Raw genomic sequence first — 16651 nt, 5'->3', positions numbered from 1 at the left:
GGGGGCAGTGGACTGATCTTCGGGCTCCGCGCAGGAACCGTGCTGGTGGGCGGTGGGCTTGGCGGAACGACCTCGGGGGTTTGCACCGGCGCCACGGGCTCTGGCGGAAGCTCCAGAGGTGGCAGCGGTGCCATGCTTGGGGACGCCTGGGCGGGCCGAGGCGGCGGCGCTTCTTCGAAGCAGGACCTTGTCGACGGAAGATGGTACATCGACACCCACGAAAGGCATTCGTCGCAGAAATTGGGGTTCGATCCAGCCCCGACACAGGGAGCCGCCTGCGCCACACCGGGCATGCTGGCCACCACCGACAACGGTGCGAAAGCCAGGGCGGCTGCAGCCGCGATCCCGAGTGCTTTCATTTCGTGACCTTTCGGCAACCGCATTGGTCGGGAGATGCGATCACCAAGAGTGGTGCGGATGGATAGCGGCTGCGTGCCGTTTACACAAGCCAGTGTCGCACTTTTGTGACGAGGGCGTCATACGGGTTTGTGGTTTGGCGTGACCTCGATTGGCCGGTCTGACACCGACGCCATGGCGCTCGGGCGCTGACTGCGTTGTGACCGCAACTGGTTCCACGATGCAACGCCAATCAGAGTCTGGCTAACCGTCGCTGACGAGGTTCGCCAGGAAAGCGGGTAACCGGCCAGCGCCAAAGTCAAAAAACCGCGCCCATTGCGGCTCGATTGAGATACGCACCATCTGCTTGTAGGTCGACCGGACGTTCCGTTCGAACTCGGCCAGCTCTGGTCCCTCCATTGACCTCCTCGCTGCCGCGAGGTACTCGTCGGTGACGCCATCAACGGTCTCCAATGTGGCCAGCCCACGTATTAAGAGAGCTTTTGCCTCTTCAGGCGTGGAGCCGGTGTCGATGGTCAATGCGACTTCCGGGCGAGAGGAAAGCGCCCGGATTTTCGGGGAGGTGGGTGCCGTAGAGACGACGATGCGTTCGCCCGTCCAGTAGAACCCAACGGGGATAACCCGCGGGAAGCCGTCGTGTCCGTTGTAGGCGAGCCGAGCCATGGAGCCGGAGAGCAGCTTTTGGGCATCGGGGTGGCCAAGCTCGCTAGCCAATTCCTGTGGGTTCATCACACTCATAGTCGTACCCGACCCGGCCTGAGCCTGACACCGGCGGACGCCCCAGACCGTCGCCTGGCTGTCGCACACGCGACGTCATACGGTCACACCATGAATCTCAACGACGCCGCGCGCCAACTCATCGGTTCCAACCCTGCGACGCTGGTCACGAATAATCGCGACGGCAGCCCGCAAGTCAGCGTTGTCTGGGCGACAGTGCAGAGCACGGCCGACGGCGCTGATGAGTTGGTCACCGCCCATCTGGCGGAGCATCTGAAGATCCGCAACATCCGGCGTGATCCCCGCGTGGCGGTGACGATCGTGTCCACCGACCGCAGCGGGCCGCAGACACCCTATCTGTCGATCAAGGGCACAGCGCGCGTCGAGCCAGGCGGCGCCCCCGAACTGCTCGACGAGATCGCCACGACTATCTTCAGCCCCGGCACTGGATTCCCGCCGCCCGACGCACCACCTGGATACTTGACTCACATTACGATCGAGAAGGTCGGCGGCGTCGGCCCGTGGGCAACCTGAACATAACTTCCAGCCCACTGCGGAAACTATGGTCGGGCTGACAGGATTTGAACCTGCGACCACTTGACCCCCAGTCAAGTGCGCTACCAAACTGCGCCACAGCCCGGTCGCTGCCTGGATCGTCGGCAGCAGGTCGAAAGCCTACCGCAGGTCCGGCCTGCCGTCGCCACCCGACGCAAGGCGCCTGCGTATCACACCGTCACTAGCAGCCGGTACAGGCCGATCAGGCCGACTACGACGATCGCGGCACGCAGCACGCCGGGCGACAGTCGGCGCCCGTAGTGGGCACCCAAGAAGCCGCCGATCAGTGAGCTCACCGCGATCACCGCCGCCGCAGACCAGCTGATCCGGTGAAAGGCGACGACGGTGTAGGCCAGCGCCGCAATGACATTCACCAGCAACGCCAGCAGATTTTTCGCCGCGTTTATCCGCTGAATCGACTCGGGCAGCAGCGCCCCCATCAGCCCGACCAGCAGGATGCCCTGCGCAGCCGTGAAGTAGCCGCCATACACGCCGATCGCGAAGGTTCCCGCAACCAGGCCCGCCATCGGACGAATCGAGGAGTGATCCACCGACCGGCCGCTCTGCTCTACGCGCCGGCGCGCCCACGCCTGGATGCGCGGTCCGGCCAGCACCATGATCAGCGCAGCGACCAGCAGCACCGGCACCACGCGGGTGAACAGCTTCTCCGGCAGATGGAGCAGGAGCCACGCTCCAACCGCCGCACCAGCTAGCGACGCCGGGATCTGCCACCGCAGCCGCCGCCACTGGCCGCGCAGCTCGCGACGGTATCCCCAAGTTCCCGAAACACTTCCGGCGACCAAGCCCACTGCATTCGACATGGTCGAGGTCACCGCGGGGTAGCCCAACGCGACCAGCGTGGGGAACGTCACCAACGTGCCCGACCCCACCAGTGCGTTGATCGCGCCGGCCGTCGCACCGGCCAGCGCGATCAGCACCAGATGCGAAATGGGCACTCGGGAACCCTATTAGGCGCGCCTTGGACGAAAGCTGGCAGTCAGCGCGACCGTGCGCTTCGCTTCTCGCGCACGCGCACGTTGATGCGGATCGGGCTGCCCTCGAAGTCGAAGGTCTCGCGCAGCCGCCGCTCCAGAAACCGGCGATAACCGGCCTCCAGAAACCCGGTGGTGAACAACACGAACGTCGGCGGGCGGGCGGTGGCCTGCGTCGCAAACAAGACGCGCGGCTGCCGACCACTGCGCACCGGCGGCGGCGTCGCTGCGATCACTTCCTTCAGCCACGCGTTCAGCCGACCGGTCGGAATCCGCGTGTCCCACGACGCGAGTGCCGTCTCCAGCGCCGGCACCAGCTTCTGCACCGCCCGACCCGTCTTGGCGGAGACGTTGACCCGCTGCGCCCAGCGCACTTGCACCAGCTCCCGATCGATTTCGCGCTCCAACAGGTAGCGCCGGTCTTCGTCGACCAGATCCCACTTGTTGAAGGCCAGCACCAATGCCCGGCCGGCTTCGATGACCATCGTCAAGATCCGCTGGTCTTGCTCCGTCAGCGGCACTGAGGCGTCGATGAGCGCGATCACCACTTCGGCGGCATCGATTGCGCCGTGGGTTCGCACCGACGCGTAGTACTCGTGTCCGCTGGCCTGACCGACTTTTCGGCGCAAACCGGCCGTGTCAATGAATCGCCATGTCTTGCCGCCCAATTCGATCAGCGAATCCACCGGATCAACCGTTGTGCCCGCGACCTCATGCACAACAGCCAGCTGATCACCGGCCAGCCGATTCAGCAGCGAGCTCTTGCCGACATTCGGCTTGCCCACCAGCGCCACCCGCCGCGGGCCGCCGCTGGTGGACGCCGTCTCGGCCACCTCGGGGAGTGCGGCCACCACCTCGTCAAGCAGATCGGCCACTCCGCGACCGTGCATCGCGCTGATCGCATACGGCTGGCCCAGTCCCAGCGACCACAGCGCCGCCGCGTCGGCCTCGCCCTTGTCGCTGTCAACCTTGTTGGCCGCCAAGAAAACTGGCTTGCCTGAGCGACGCAGGATGCGGGCGGCTGCCTCGTCCCCCGCGGTGGCGCCGACCACCGCGTCGACAACAAGGATCACCGCGTCGGCGGTGCGCATCGCAACCGACGCCTGCTCGGCCACCAACTGTTGCAGACCCTTCGCGTCCGGTTCCCATCCGCCGGTGTCCTGCACGACGAACCGCCGCCCGGTCCACAGCGCGTCATAGGAAACCCGGTCGCGGGTCACGCCGGGGACATCTTGCACCACCGCCTCGCGGCGACCAAGGATCCGGTTGACCAATGTGGATTTGCCGACGTTCGGTCGGCCCACCACCGCCACCACCGGCGGTGGCCCGTACGCCGCCTGGGAATCGACTTCGTCGAGCTGCCAATCACTTTCGTCGCTCCAGGTGCCGTCCTGGCTCATTGCACGGCCTCGCTACGCTGCTTGACCAGCTCCAGCAGGTGAGCGATCACCTCGGCCTCTGTCATGTCGCTGGTGTCGACGACCACAGCGTCGTCAGCGGCCCGCAACGGCGATACTGCGCGTGTCGAATCCAGATGGTCGCGCCGACGCACATCCGCGAGCACACTCGCGTAGTCGTCTGCCAATCCGGCGGCGACGTTCTGGTGGTTGCGCCGCTGCGCCCGTGTCTCCGCCGATGCGGTCAGGAAGATCTTCACATCCGCGTCGGGCAGCACCACAGTCCCGATGTCGCGACCTTCCACGACGACGCTCGACCGCCCCTCAGCCAGCTCGCGCTGCAGTCCCACAAGCCGCCGACGCACCGCTGGAACAGACGACACTGCCGAGACGGCTCGGGTCACTTCGTCACCGCGAATCTTCGCCGAAACATCTTCGCCGCCAAGGTAACAGCGGTCCACATCGGGGTCATATCCCACCGACAGCGGCACCGTCTCCACGATCGCCCCGACAGCCGCGTCGTCAGATGGGTCGATGCCGGCGCGCAGTACCGCTAACGTCACGATCCGATACATGGCACCGGTATCCAGATACCGCGCACCGAGCGCCCGCGCCAATCCCCTTGAGACGGAAGACTTCCCGGTTCCCGCCGGACCGTCGACAGCGACGACCAGCCCCCTCTGTGCTCGATCGTTTGCGTCACTCCCGTTACTCACTGGAGCCCGATCGTTCGTCTCGTTCCCGTCACTCACTACGTTCGTTCCGCTCTCGACTCACGGGTTCGTTCCGCTCGTTCCACTCACAGGCCCACCGCTTTGTACAGTTGCCCGACTTCGTTGCGGCCCAATGGCCGGATGCTCCCCGGCCGCTGGTTGCCAAGCGATACCGGGCCGATATCGGTTCGCACCAGCGCCTGGACGGGGAAACCCGCCGCCGCCAGCAACCGGCGCACAATGCGCTTTCGGCCTTCGTGCAGCGTCACCCGCACCAGCGTCTTGCCTGAAACGGCGTCCACCACCGCGAAATCGTCGACCGAGGCAGGTCCATCGTCGAGTTCGATGCCGGCGCGCAGCGTCTTGCCCAGTCCGCGCGGGACCGTCCCGGCCACTGTTGCCAGATACGTCTTGGGCACCTCATACGACGGATGCATCAACCGATGTGCTAGCTCACCGTCGTTGGTCAACAAGAGGAGGCCTTCGGTGTCGGCGTCCAGACGTCCGACGTGGAAGAGGTTCTTGTTGCCCCGCACCCGATGTTCGACCAGGTCACCGATACACGGTCGGCCGCGATCGTCGGACATGGTCGAATGCATGCCGCGCGGCTTATTTAACGCCAGGTACACCAGCGAGTCGTCGAGAACTATCCGCGCCCCGTCGACACGGATCACTGAGGCATCCGTGTCTACCCTGCTGCCCAGCTCGGTCACCGGCTGCCCGTCGACCTCGACGCGGCCCTCGGCGATCATTTGCTCGGCTACCCGCCGCGACGCAATTCCGGCCTGTGACAACAGTTTTTGCAGCCGGACCGCCTCAGCCATCACTCCTCGTCCACGTCGAACGACGTCGGCTGCTCCGGCGGTTCAGCGCCACCGAGTTTGGCGAAACGCGGCTCGGTGTCGAGGGATTCGCTGATGTCGTCGATGGTGTCGACATCGGGAAGCAGCGGCGCGATGTCGGGAAGGTCGGCCAGCGACGACAATCCCAACCGCTCCAAAAACAGCTCGGTCGTGGCGAAGGTCGTCGCGCCGGTATCGGGATCCGTGCCCGCCTCAGTGATCAGGCCGCGCGCCAGTAGTGTCCGCATGACGGCGTCGACGTTTACCCCACGCACCGCGCTCACCCGCGCCCGGGTCGCCGGCTGGCGGTAGGCAACCACGGCAAGCGTCTCCAACGCCGCGCGGGTGAGCTTGCTGCGTGAACCGTCGAGCAGCAGCCGCTCCACGTACGGGGCGAACCGGGCGCGGGTGTACATCCGCCATCCCCCGCCCGCCTCCCGCAGGTCGATGCCGCTGTCACGTTCGGCGAGCTCGTCGGCCATCAGTCGCAGTTTCGCAGCGACCCGGTACACGGGTTGCTCAGTAACCGCGGCGAGTGTTTCCGTAGTCACTGGGGTGTCGACCACCAGCAGCAACGCCTCAAGCACCCGGCCGAGCTCGTCGTCATCGAGCTCCGGCTCCAAGCCCGGGACGTCGAGCCCCAGATCGGGCTCGGGCAGCTGGTCGGTCATGGTTGATCTCGCACTTCTGGCGGCTCTGCTTTCACCAAGTCTTCGCTGGTCGGCCGTTCTCCGGTCCACGAAACCTGGAGCACACCAAGCGGTTCTGACTGGTCGAATGCTACCGCCCGCGCCCGATACAGTTCGAGCAGCGCCAGGAAGCGCCCGACGATCTCGATCGGCGCCGCACAGTCGGCGACCAGCTCGGAAAACGACGCCCAATGGCCGATGCCTCGCGCCTGCAACAGGTCCAGCAACTGTTCGGCCTGCTGCGGCACCGAGACCATCAGCTCGTGCAGATGCTCGGTGGCCACCGTCGGCGCCGGCCGTGGCGTCAGAGCGATCGCCGCGATCTGGGCGAAGCTGTCGGCGTCGACGCCAAGCATGACCTCGGGCAGCAGATTGGCGAACCGGTCCTCCAGCGACACCGCCCGCGGATAGCTACGCAGCGCCGCCGCCTCCAGCTCGGCAAACATCTCGGCGACATGCTTGAACGCCCGGTATTGCAGCAGCCGGGCGAACAGCAGGTCACGGACTTCCAGCAGGGCCAGGTCCTCCTCATCGTCTACCCGGCCCGCAGGCAGCAGCCGGGCCGCCTTGAGGTCGAGCAGCGTCGCGGCGATTACCAGGAACGCAGTGGTCTCCTCCAGCTCCAGGTCGGGTCCGATCGCACGGGTATAGGCGATGAACTCGTCCGTCACCTGATGAATCGCCACCTCGGTGACGTCGAGGCGGTGCGCGAAGATCAGCTGCAGCAGCAGGTCGAACGGCCCCTCGAAGTTGGTGAGCCGGACCTGGAAGCCGTTCTGGGTTGAGCCCTCGAACTCCACGCGGTCGTTCACGCGCCGAATCGGTCGATGACCTCGCGAGCCAGTGAACGGTAGGCCTCCGCACCGGTCGATTTCGGCGCCCACGAGGTGATGGGCTCGCCGGCGACGCTAGTCTCCGGGAAGCGCACGGTGCGGGTGATGACCGTGTCGAACACCAGGTCACCGAAGCGTTCCACGACACGGGCCATCACCTCACGCGCGTTGACGGTGCGCGGGTCGTAGCGAGTGACCAGGATTCCGCTGATTTCCAGCTTGGGGTTGAGCCGGTCGTGCACCTTGTCGACGGTATCGGTGAGCAATGCCAGGCCGCGCAGCGCGAAGTATTCGCACTCGGTGGGGATCACCACACCGTCGGCGCACGCCAGGCCGTTGACGGTGAGCAAGCCCAGTGACGGCTGGCAGTCAATCAGCACGTAGTCGTAGCGGTCGAGTACCGGGTGCAGCGCCCGGGCCAGGGACTGCTCGCGACCCACCTCGTTGACCAGCTGAATTTCGGCGGCCGACAGGTCGATGTTGCTGGGCACCAGGTCCATGTGCTTGACGCGGGTGTGGAGCAGCACGTCGTCGATTGACACCCGCGGCTCGACCAGCAGGTTGTGAATCGTGCGCTCCAGCTCGTAGTGCGGCACACCCAGGCCCGCGGACAGTGCACCCTGCGGATCCATATCCACAAGCAGCACCCGACGCCCGTACTCGGCCAGCGCGGCGCCCAGGTTGATAGTCGACGTGGTCTTGCCGACACCGCCCTTCTGGTTGCACATCGCGACGACCTTCGCGGGCCCGTGCGACATAAGGGGTTTCGGCTCGGGAATCGCCCGCGGCGGTCTTCCGGTCAGACCGACAACGGCGCCGCTGTCGGCGTCGTCGGTCATGAGGGCCACTCCTCGACGCCGGCCGGGCCGGCCTCATCGTCGTTGGCGCCGGTCATGCCCGGTCCTGGCTCGTCGCCGAGCGCATGGGCGTTCGGTTGGTGACGGACAGGCTAGTGGCGGACATCGCAGGAAAGTCTAACGGCTTAACGCGCCTGCGCCGGGAAACCGGCAGGCAACCTAACAGCGAATTCCGGCTGACCGGATCTAGTTGCGTGATCGCGCTACGCGCTCTGCATCCTCGCCGGGCTAGACCTGATTGCCCGGCTCCTCCTCATCGCGCTACGCGCTCTGCATCGTCGCCGGGCTAGACCTGATTGCCCGGCTCCTCCTCATCGCGCTACGCGCTCTGCATCGTCGCCGGGCTATCGTCTGCTTCATGAATCTCAAGCAGCGCATCCCCTTCTTGCGGTGGTCGGTCTTGAGGATGGCGACCGGCAGCCGCAACATCACCAGGACCGGCCAGATCGGCGACGGGCGCGAAGCTGCAGCCGTCGAATACGTGCTGGCAAATGCCCGCTCCGGCGACATCGACGACGTGCTGGCCACCATCGACCGGTTCGCCTACGAGAAGTCGCTGCTGATCAACGTCGGCCCGGAGAAAGGGGCGCTGCTCGACGCCGCGGTCCGCCGCGCCGATCCGAAACTCGTGCTGGAGTTGGGCACCTACTGCGGCTACGGGTCGCTGCGGATCGCGCGTGCCGCACCCGCCGCGAAGGTGTACTCGATCGAGCTGGCCGAAGCCAACGCCGTCAACGCTCGCCAGATCTGGGCGCATGCCGGCGTCGGCGACCGGGTGACGTGTGTGGTCGGCACCATCGGCGACGGCGGACGCACGCTGGATGCGCTGGCCGACGAACACGGGTTCGGTGCCGGCGCAGTGGATTTCGTGTTCCTCGACCATGACAAGGACGCTTACCTTTCCGATCTGCAAAGCATCCTCGACCGAGGCTGGCTGCACCGCGGCTCAATCGTCGTCGCTGACAACGTCAAAGTGCCCGGCGCGCCCAAGTACCGTGCCTACATGCGTGAACAGCAGGGCAAGCTGTGGAACACCACAGAGCACAGAGCACACGTGGAGTACCAGACGCTGGTCACCGATCTGGTGCTGGAGTCGGAGTACCTGGGCAGCTAGCCCCTCACCGAAACGGCTAGCGTGCTCGCGGATGCGCCCCGGCCCACACTTCACGCAGCGCATGCACGGTGACCAGCGTGTAGATCTGGGTCGTCGTCACGGAGGCATGGCCGAGCAACTCCTGGACCACACGAACGTCGGCCCCGCCGTCGAGCAGGTGCGTGGCAAACGAATGCCGCAACATATGTGGCGACACTTTCGAGGTGATGCCGGCACGTTCGGCGGCATCCTGCAATACCTGCCAGGCGCTTTGCCGCGACAACCGCCCACCACGGGCGTTGAGGAACATGCTGGGCGTTCCCCGGCCGCGACGAGCCAGTTCCGGCCGTCCCCGCACCAGGTAGGCCTGCAGTGCTTCCACAGCGGGGCGCCCGACCGGCACCAGGCGCTGCTTGCCGCCCTTGCCGCGCAACAGCACCGATCTGGCTTGCGTATCGATGTCGTCGACATCGAGGCCCACGGCTTCGGAGATCCGCGCTCCGGTGGAGTACAAGAACTCCAAGAGCGCCCGGTTGCGTAGCGTCAGCGGCCCGTCTGACGGGCTGTCGCCGCCCGCCGCTGCCAGCAGCGCCAGCACCTCGTCGATGGTCAGACTCTTGGGCAGCCGACGGCCGGGGGTCGGTGGTTTGACCTCGCGCGCCACATCCACGTCGGTCAGTCCTTCAGCGGCGGCGAACCGATGCAGGCCGCGCACCGCGATCAGGGCCCGCGCCGCCGATACCGCCGAGAGCGGCGACGCGCCCGTATCGGGATCACCGCGGCGCAGCGCGACGAGGAATTCGCTGACGTCGTCCTCACTGACCTTGGCCAGATCGTCGATGCCGCGCCCCGCCAAATGCTCGTGGTAGCGGCGCAGGTCGCGGCGGTAGGAACTCAATGTGTTGGCGGCCACGCCCCGCTCGATTGTCAGATGGTCGAGATAGCTCTGCACCTGGGTCTCAAGGGGCGGCGCCAACGTGGTCATCGCGCTAGGTCCATTCGCCGGCCTGCTCCTCGGGCCGCCCCTATCCTCATTTGGCCGCCTGCCGCGCGGCGAACGCCGTCGGCTTGTCTTGCCACGGCGCGTCCACCGGCCGGGGCTGTGCGAGGCCATTGCGGACCGCGAACGCCGCCAGAATGCCAGAAACGGCAAGGGAATTGACGATCTCTCCACTGAATATCCGACGCACCGCCTCGGCCAGCGGATACCACTGCAACGTCATATCGGCTTCTTCGTCATGGCCTTCAGGTCGTCCGACGTCGGTCAATCCGGTGGCCAGATACACCCGCACCGACTCGTCGCTGAATCCCGGCGTGGAATCAAGATCGGCCAGCACCTGCCACGTATGCGCCTTCAGACCGGCCTCTTCCTGCAGCTCCCGCGCCGCCGTGAGGTGCGGTGCCTCGCCGTGGACGTCGAGCAGCCCGGCCGGCAACTCCCAGAGCCGGCGACCGAACGGGTGACGGTACTGATAAACCATCGGGATATTGTCGTCGTCGTCCAGGGCGACGACGCCCACCGCGCCGTAGTGCTCGACCACTTCGCGGTTAACGACCTTGCCGCCCGGCATCAGCACTCGGTCCTTGCGGAGCGCGAAAATCTTTCCGGTATGCAGTATTTCGGACGATATCGTCTCGAAGACGTGTTCACCCACGGGCGACGGGTTCGGGCTCGTGCAGCGACTGCCCGACGCTGCCTCGGGGTTCGTTGCCGTTGGGCCGCTGCTCGGGGATCTCCACCGGCAGCCGCTCGGCGGCCTTGTAGTCGATGGCGGCGCCGACGAAAGCAACGAACAGCGGATGCGGGCGCGTGGGACGGCTCTTCAACTCTGGGTGCGCTTGCGTACCGACAACGAACGGATGGACTTCCGGCCGGTATTCGACGAACTCCACTAGATGGCCGTCAGGCGAGGTTCCGGAAAACCGCAGCCCGCTCTCGGCGATCTTGTCCCGGTAGGCGTTGTTGACCTCGTAACGATGTCGGTGCCGCTCCGAGACCTGTGTCGTCTGGTATGCCCGCGCGACAATCGAATCCGGTTCCAGCACAGCCGGATATGCGCCCAGCCGCATCGTGCCACCCAGATCTGCCTCGCCGGCGACGATATCTTGTTGGTCGGCCATGGTGGAGATGACCGGGTCAGGTGTGCCCGGGTCGAACTCGGCCGAATTGGCTTGTGTGAGTCCGACGGAACGGGCAGCTTCGATCACTATGCACTGCAACCCCAGACACAGTCCAAGCACCGGTAGGCCTCTGGCTCGCGCATAGCGGATCGCGCCGATTTTGCCCTCGATGCCGCGAATCCCGAACCCGCCGGGGATCAGCACACCGTGCACATCGCTCAAAGCAGCCGCCGCAGCGCTGGGATCTTGGCAGTCATCGGATGGCACCCACCGCATTTCCACCTTGGCTCGGTGCTTGAATCCACCTGCGCGCAGCGCCTCAGTGACCGACAGATACGCATCGGAGAGGTCAACGTATTTGCCCACCAACGCGATTCGCACCGTCTCTTGCGGCTCGTGGACTTTGCGGAGCAAGTCGTCCCATTCCGTCCAGTCGACGTCGCGAAACGGCAGGTTGAGTCGGCGCACCACGAAGGCGTCGAGCTCCTCGCGGTGTAATACCTTGGGGATGTCGTAGATCGACGGCGCATCCGGTGTCGAGATCACACCGTCGATGTCCACGTCACACATCAGCGCGATCTTGTTCTTCAGCGGTTCCGGAACGTCCCGGTCGCACCGCAGGATCAGCGCGTCCGGCGTGATACCGATGCTCCGCAAGGCCGCCACGGAGTGCTGGGTCGGCTTGGTCTTCAGCTCGCCAGACGGCGCCAGATACGGCACCAGCGACACGTGCAGGAAGAAGACGTTCTCCCGACCGAGGTCGTGGCGGACCTGACGGGCCGCCTCCAGAAACGGCTGTGACTCGATATCACCTACGGTGCCGCCGATTTCGGTAATGACGACGTCGGGGCGGTTTCCTTCGGCGTCCGGCTCGGCCATGGCAAGGATGCGGCTTTTGATTTCGTCGGTGATGTGTGGAATCACCTGGACGGTGTCGCCGAGATATTCGCCGCGCCGTTCTTTGGCGATGACTGACGAATAGACTTGGCCTGTAGTGACATTCGCCGATCCGGAGAGGTCGCGATCGAGAAAGCGCTCATAGTGGCCGACGTCGAGGTCTGTCTCGGCGCCGTCCTCGGTGACGAAAACCTCCCCGTGCTGGAACGGGTTCATCGTGCCCGGGTCGACGTTGAGGTATGGGTCGAGTTTCTGCATCGTCACCTGCAACCCGCGGGCGGTCAGCAATTGGCCGAGACTGCTGGCGGTCAGTCCTTTGCCCAGGGAAGAGGCCACGCCGCCGCTGACGAAGAGGTGCTTGGTGGCGGTCTGCGGGTGCCTGCGCAAGATTGCCACCTCCGTGAAGACGGGCAGGACTACGTTCTGTGTGCTGTCAACGCACTTGGGCCTGCCGACCCACGGAAATCCACCCTAACACCGACGGCGTCGCGTTGCCGTCGCACACGCCCGACGGAGCGAGGCTGTGCTCGATTGCCCGGCTTCTCCTCCCGCCGCTGCGCGGCGCGCATCGACGTCGGGCTACTGTGCGACCGTGAGCGACGTGGCGCCGTGACCGATTCCGTACTGGCCAGTACGACCGCCGTTGATCAGGTCATGTAGACCCAGGACCACGGTGATCCGGCCCGACTCGGCGTCGACGTCATCGACGGTGGTAATTGACGACGCCATGCCGGAATCGGCACGAGTGACGGCGACGGCAGCCGTTCCGCTGGCGGATCCATCGCGACCGGCCAATACCGTGCCAGTGCCGTGGGGTGCGAGCGCGGCGGCGAACCGGGCCACGCTGACACCCTGGTTGCCGGCGTCGTCGCCAAGCCCGCCACCGGTGATGACCACGGCTGCGTTCGCCGCCCCGATATGCGCGTCCGAGCGGTAGGAGATGAAGCCGGTGTCGCGAAGTGCCGCCAGCACAACGTCCCGCTGGGCATCATCGACGGTGGGAACCGCGGGATCGCGGTTGGTCAGCAACGCGATACCGAGCAAATCACCAGCCTGCGAACCTTGATCGACCAGCTTGGTGCTCAACTGCGCACCGGCAGGCACGATCGACGAGTTGACGACCGAACGCAGCTTCTCCGCGGAGTTTGCGTCGACGAATTCCTGAGTCAGCGACACCGTTCCGCTGAGCGCTGCCCCGGCCTGGCCCATCAGTTTCGACACTGCTTCCACGTCGTCGTCTTTGGCGTCCGGGGTGCGGAACACGATCACCGACTTGCCAGCGAGCGCATCGTGGACGATATGCCCCGCCATTTGTGATGTGAAATCGTTTGCTGCGGTAAGCTTTTCGTTCAGCGCATTCTTCTGGTCGTTAAGCCTGTCGATTTGTGCGTGCAGATCCCGCTTTTCGGCCCGCAAGCCAGACAACACCGTGTCAGACAGCAGCCCCGACCCCAAGACGACGCCGAGCGCCAGCGCCACAAACACCGCAGCCAGCGAAATAGCGTGGTGGCGTAGGGATATCACCGTCAACGCCGCCTAGCTGATCCGGCCCTGCACCCACAGGGAGAAGCGGTTCCAGTACTCGACGACCCAATGCATCACCACAGCGTCGGCGCGCGATACCCACAGCACCGCTATGACCGCGATCAGCATGGTCAACACCAAAAGCGCGACAGCGCCGGCCGACATGTGGCTGCGATACAACGTGGCGACTGCCTTCGCGTCCACCAGCTTTTCCCCCACCCGCAGCCTGGTCAGAAAGGTCGACGGATTGCTGGCCACACGTGTGCGGTCGAAGAACGTCTCGATGTTGGCGGTATGCCCGACCGTGACCAACAGGGCCGCACCGTGGTGATCGGCCAACAGCAGCGCCAAATCGGTGGCCGAACCCGCCGCCGGGAAGGTCATCGCACCCACCCCGAGGTCCTGAATCCGTTCCAGGCCCGGTGCGTGGCCGTCGGCGTCAGCCGGTAATACCACCTGGGCACCGCATTTGAGGACTTCAGCACTCATCTGCTCAGGGTCGCCGACGATGAGCTGTGGCCGATATCCCGCTTTGCGCAACACATCGGCCCCGGCGCCGACGCCGATCAGCACTGGCTGGTATTCCTTGATAAACGGCTTGAGCGCCTTCAAATCGTCGGCGGCACTTGGCTCGTCGGATACCACCACCACATGGCGGCGGCGCATGTCGACATCGACATCGGGAATACCGATGCCGTCGATCAACAACGGGCTTTCACTGCGGATGAACTCAATGGTGTTGCCCGCGAACGCCTCTAAGTGAGCGACCAGACCGCTCTTGGCTTCGTGCATCAGGTTGGCAATGTCATCGTCGGTGCGCTCGGTACCGCGAATCAGGCGACGGTCGCCGGAATAGACGCCACCGTTGTACAGCCGTACTTTGGCGCCGTCCTTGATCTTCTTGAAGACCTCTGGGCCCGCCTCGTCGATCAGGGTGACCCCATTGGCCACCAACACCTCTGGCCCTAGGTTGGGGTAGCGGCCCGAGACCGAAGGCGACGCGTTGACGACGGCAGCGATGTCGGCTTCGACGAGCGCATCGGCGGTGACCCGATCCAGATCCAGCACGTCGAGGACCACGATGTCACCCGGGCCGACCCGGCGCAGCAGCCGGTCGATGTCGCGGTCCACCCGGGCAGTGCCGACAATGCCGGGCCGGTCGGCACTACGAGACAGAAGCGCTGTCATCTTCATGGGGCGATTCTGTCGGCGGAACTACCTGGTTGCGAGTAGGCGCGCCGTAACATCAGCCCCAGTAGTAATAAATTGTCACATCCACCACAGCACTATGGCGTCGAGCTGATCTCAGCTTGAGCCGCGTCGAGCAGCTCGCGGGCGTGCGCGCGGCCGCTGTCCGAGTCACCCAGACCGGCCAGCATCCGGGCTAGCTCGGCGACGCGGTCCTCGCCGTCCACGCGGCGTACCGCGCTGTCGCCGTTTTCGCCGATGGTGTCGACGACCAGATGCACATCGGCGTACGCAGCCACCTGCGGCAGGTGGGTCACCACGATGACCTGATGGGTCTGGGCCAGCCTGGCCAGCCGCCGACCGATCTGCACCGCGGCCCGTCCGCCAACGCCGGCGTCCACCTCGTCGAACACCATGGTGGTGCCTGCCGAACGTCGGGCCGAGGCGGCCAGCACCACTTCCAAAGCCAGCATCACCCGCGACAACTCGCCGCCTGAGGCGCTTTTTGACAGTGGCAACACCGTCGTGCCGCGGTGGGCGGCAAAGCCGAACTCGACCTGGTCGATCCCGTCCGCTCCGGCATGCACCAGCTCACCCGACGGCAGTTGCAACGCGGCGGGATTGTCGTCGTTGGCAGCCACGGCGGTCACGCTGACGGCGAGCTCGGCATTGGCCATCGCCAGCCCGGACAGCTCCTCGCTGACCGCTTTGGCCAGCCGCTTGGCCGCTTGCCTGCGCAACTTGCTCAGATCCGTTGCGGCTTCGGCCAATTGGACTGCCAGCTCGTCGACGCGGCGTTGCAGCGTCGCCAGCGCCTCCTCGGAGATGTCGATTTGGGCCAGCCGGGTCCGCGCCTGGCGCGCCCACTGCAGCACGCCGTCGACGTCGGGGGCGTATTTGCGGGTGAGCGCACGCAGTTGGGCTTGGCGCGCGAGCTTGGTGTCCAGTGCGCTGGCGTCGCCGGGTAGCGCGGACAGGTAGTCGCCGAGTTCGCGTGTGGCATCGCCGACCACGGCCAGCGCCTCGTCGAGTTGGTCCGCCAGCGCGCGCAGTGTCGCGTCATCGGTTGCGGCCAACGCCGTCTTCGCCTGTCCGAGCAGGTCGGCGGCCGATCGCGGCTCGGCGGGAAACTCGGCGGCGGAACCGTTGTCATCCAACGCGCCGGATAACGCCCCGCGCGCACTGGCCGCGGCCTCGCGCAGCGCGTCGAGTTCGGAGAGCCGCCGGATGTCGGCGAGCAGCGCGTCGTCCTCACCGGGCTCGGGATCGACGGCGTCGATCTCGTTGAGCGCGAACTTCAGCCGGTCGGCCTCCTGCGCCAGTTCACGGGCGTGGTTGCTGCGGTCGACGAGATCGCGCCGTGCGGACTGCCACGCGTCGCGCAGTTTGCGGTAACGCTCGAGGCGTGAGCCGGTGTCGGCGAACCGGTCCAGAGCGTTGCGCTGCTGGTCAGGCCGCATCAGGCGCAGCTGGTCGTTTTGGCCGTGCAAGGTGAGCAGCTCTGTGGTGAAACTGCTCAGCGACTTGGCGGGCACGCTGCGCCCGCCGAGATAGGCGCGCGAGGGCCCGTCCCGGCTGACCGACCGCGACGCGATCACGCTGCCGTCCTCGTCGCGTTCAGCTCCCGATGCGTCCAAGATGTCGTCGATCTGCGCTGCGGCGGCTTCGTCGAGATCAGCTGTGGTGAAACGACCTTCGACGACCGCGCGGTCGGCGCCCGACCGCACCCGGGCGGCGTCGGCGCGCGCCCCGCCGAGCAGCTGGAGCCCGGTGACCACCATCGTCTTGCCGGTGCCGGTCTCGCCGGTCAGCACGGTCAGGCCCTGGCCGAACTCCGCGGTCGCCGCGCTGATCGCGCCCAGCGACTCGATGCGTA

The 16651-nt window shown here is 65.8% G+C and carries 16 protein-coding genes, 1 tRNA gene and 1 pseudogene; 2 read left to right on the top strand and 16 right to left on the bottom strand.

What is annotated here, in order from left to right:
* Both VFA16_RS10240 and VFA16_RS10235 read right to left on the bottom strand, forming a co-directional pair.
* A pseudogene (locus VFA16_RS10240) lies at positions 1-359 on the bottom strand (hypothetical protein); the annotation flags it as partial.
* A 241-nt stretch (positions 360-600) separates the two neighbouring features.
* Positions 601-1086 (bottom strand): pyridoxamine 5'-phosphate oxidase family protein, encoded by a 486-nt coding sequence (locus tag VFA16_RS10235; RefSeq protein ID WP_324967701.1) that lies wholly within the window; start codon positions 1084-1086, stop codon positions 601-603.
* A gap of 99 nt (positions 1087-1185) precedes the next feature.
* Between VFA16_RS10235 and VFA16_RS10230 the strand changes: the two genes are divergently transcribed.
* Positions 1186-1608 carry a TIGR03618 family F420-dependent PPOX class oxidoreductase gene (locus tag VFA16_RS10230; RefSeq protein ID WP_324967700.1) on the top strand — a complete coding sequence of 141 codons (423 nt, stop codon included), beginning with the start codon at positions 1186-1188 and terminating at the stop codon, positions 1606-1608.
* Between the two features lie 29 nt (positions 1609-1637).
* Here VFA16_RS10230 and VFA16_RS10225 read toward each other — a convergent pair.
* The 8 genes from VFA16_RS10225 to VFA16_RS10190 form a co-directional block, all read right to left on the bottom strand.
* A tRNA-Pro gene (locus tag VFA16_RS10225) sits at positions 1638-1714 on the bottom strand.
* An 85-nt stretch (positions 1715-1799) separates the two neighbouring features.
* Positions 1800-2585 carry a sulfite exporter TauE/SafE family protein gene (locus VFA16_RS10220; protein WP_324967699.1) on the bottom strand — a complete coding sequence of 262 codons (786 nt, stop codon included), beginning with the start codon at positions 2583-2585 and terminating at the stop codon, positions 1800-1802.
* Positions 2586-2626: 41 nt separating this feature from the next.
* Complete coding sequence (der, locus tag VFA16_RS10215) at positions 2627-4021, bottom strand: ribosome biogenesis GTPase Der (RefSeq protein WP_324967698.1); 1395 nt, start codon at positions 4019-4021, stop codon at positions 2627-2629.
* The gene (cmk, locus tag VFA16_RS10210; RefSeq protein ID WP_324967704.1) at positions 4018-4692 is read right to left on the bottom strand and encodes a (d)CMP kinase; all 675 of its coding nucleotides are present in this window, start codon (positions 4690-4692) and stop codon (positions 4018-4020) included. Before cmk ends, der begins: the two co-directional genes overlap by 4 nt.
* A 125-nt stretch (positions 4693-4817) precedes the next feature.
* Entirely contained in the window at positions 4818-5555 is a 738-nt protein-coding gene (locus VFA16_RS10205; RefSeq protein ID WP_324967697.1) for a pseudouridine synthase, read from the bottom strand.
* A complete protein-coding gene (gene scpB / locus VFA16_RS10200) occupies positions 5555-6244 on the bottom strand; it encodes an SMC-Scp complex subunit ScpB (RefSeq protein ID WP_324967696.1) in 690 nt (229 codons plus the stop codon). The genes VFA16_RS10205 and scpB overlap by 1 nt, the downstream gene beginning before the upstream one ends.
* A complete protein-coding gene (locus VFA16_RS10195) occupies positions 6241-7074 on the bottom strand; it encodes a segregation/condensation protein A (protein WP_414687686.1) in 834 nt (277 codons plus the stop codon). The genes scpB and VFA16_RS10195 overlap by 4 nt, the downstream gene beginning before the upstream one ends.
* Positions 7071-7934, bottom strand: coding sequence for a ParA family protein (locus VFA16_RS10190; protein ID WP_324967695.1), 864 nt, complete (start codon positions 7932-7934; stop codon positions 7071-7073). Before VFA16_RS10190 ends, VFA16_RS10195 begins: the two co-directional genes overlap by 4 nt.
* Positions 7935-8310: 376 nt before the next feature.
* Here VFA16_RS10190 and VFA16_RS10185 point away from each other — a divergent pair, with 376 nt between their 5' ends.
* Complete coding sequence (locus VFA16_RS10185) at positions 8311-9066, top strand: O-methyltransferase (protein WP_324967694.1); 756 nt, start codon at positions 8311-8313, stop codon at positions 9064-9066.
* Between the two features lie 16 nt (positions 9067-9082).
* Here VFA16_RS10185 and xerD read toward each other — a convergent pair whose 3' ends face one another.
* From xerD to recN, 6 genes are all read right to left on the bottom strand, one after another.
* Positions 9083-10030, bottom strand: a complete 948-nt coding sequence (gene xerD, locus VFA16_RS10180; RefSeq protein ID WP_324967693.1) for a site-specific tyrosine recombinase XerD — start codon at positions 10028-10030, stop codon at positions 9083-9085.
* A gap of 46 nt (positions 10031-10076) precedes the next feature.
* Complete coding sequence (locus VFA16_RS10175; protein ID WP_324967692.1) at positions 10077-10700, bottom strand: NUDIX hydrolase; 624 nt, start codon at positions 10698-10700, stop codon at positions 10077-10079.
* Positions 10693-12450 carry a CTP synthase gene (locus VFA16_RS10170; RefSeq protein ID WP_324967691.1) on the bottom strand — a complete coding sequence of 586 codons (1758 nt, stop codon included), beginning with the start codon at positions 12448-12450 and terminating at the stop codon, positions 10693-10695. Before VFA16_RS10170 ends, VFA16_RS10175 begins: the two co-directional genes overlap by 8 nt.
* 192 nt (positions 12451-12642) lie before the next feature.
* The gene (locus VFA16_RS10165; protein WP_324967702.1) at positions 12643-13587 is read right to left on the bottom strand and encodes a copper transporter; all 945 of its coding nucleotides are present in this window, start codon (positions 13585-13587) and stop codon (positions 12643-12645) included.
* Between the two features lie 12 nt (positions 13588-13599).
* Positions 13600-14781: a putative cytokinetic ring protein SteA gene (steA, locus tag VFA16_RS10160; protein ID WP_324967690.1), complete on the bottom strand. Its 1182-nt coding sequence runs from the start codon at positions 14779-14781 to the stop codon at positions 13600-13602.
* Positions 14782-14873: 92 nt separating this feature from the next.
* Positions 14874-16651: DNA repair protein RecN (gene recN, locus VFA16_RS10155; RefSeq protein ID WP_324967689.1), on the bottom strand; the 1778-nt coding region annotated here is incomplete at its 5' end.

The sequence above is a fragment of the Mycobacterium sp. genome, assembly GCF_035653355.1.
GTDB lineage: Bacteria > Actinomycetota > Actinomycetes > Mycobacteriales > Mycobacteriaceae > Mycobacterium.
The sequence above is the reverse complement of the archived record's forward strand: the minus strand, read 5'-3'. Positions and strand labels throughout refer to the sequence as shown.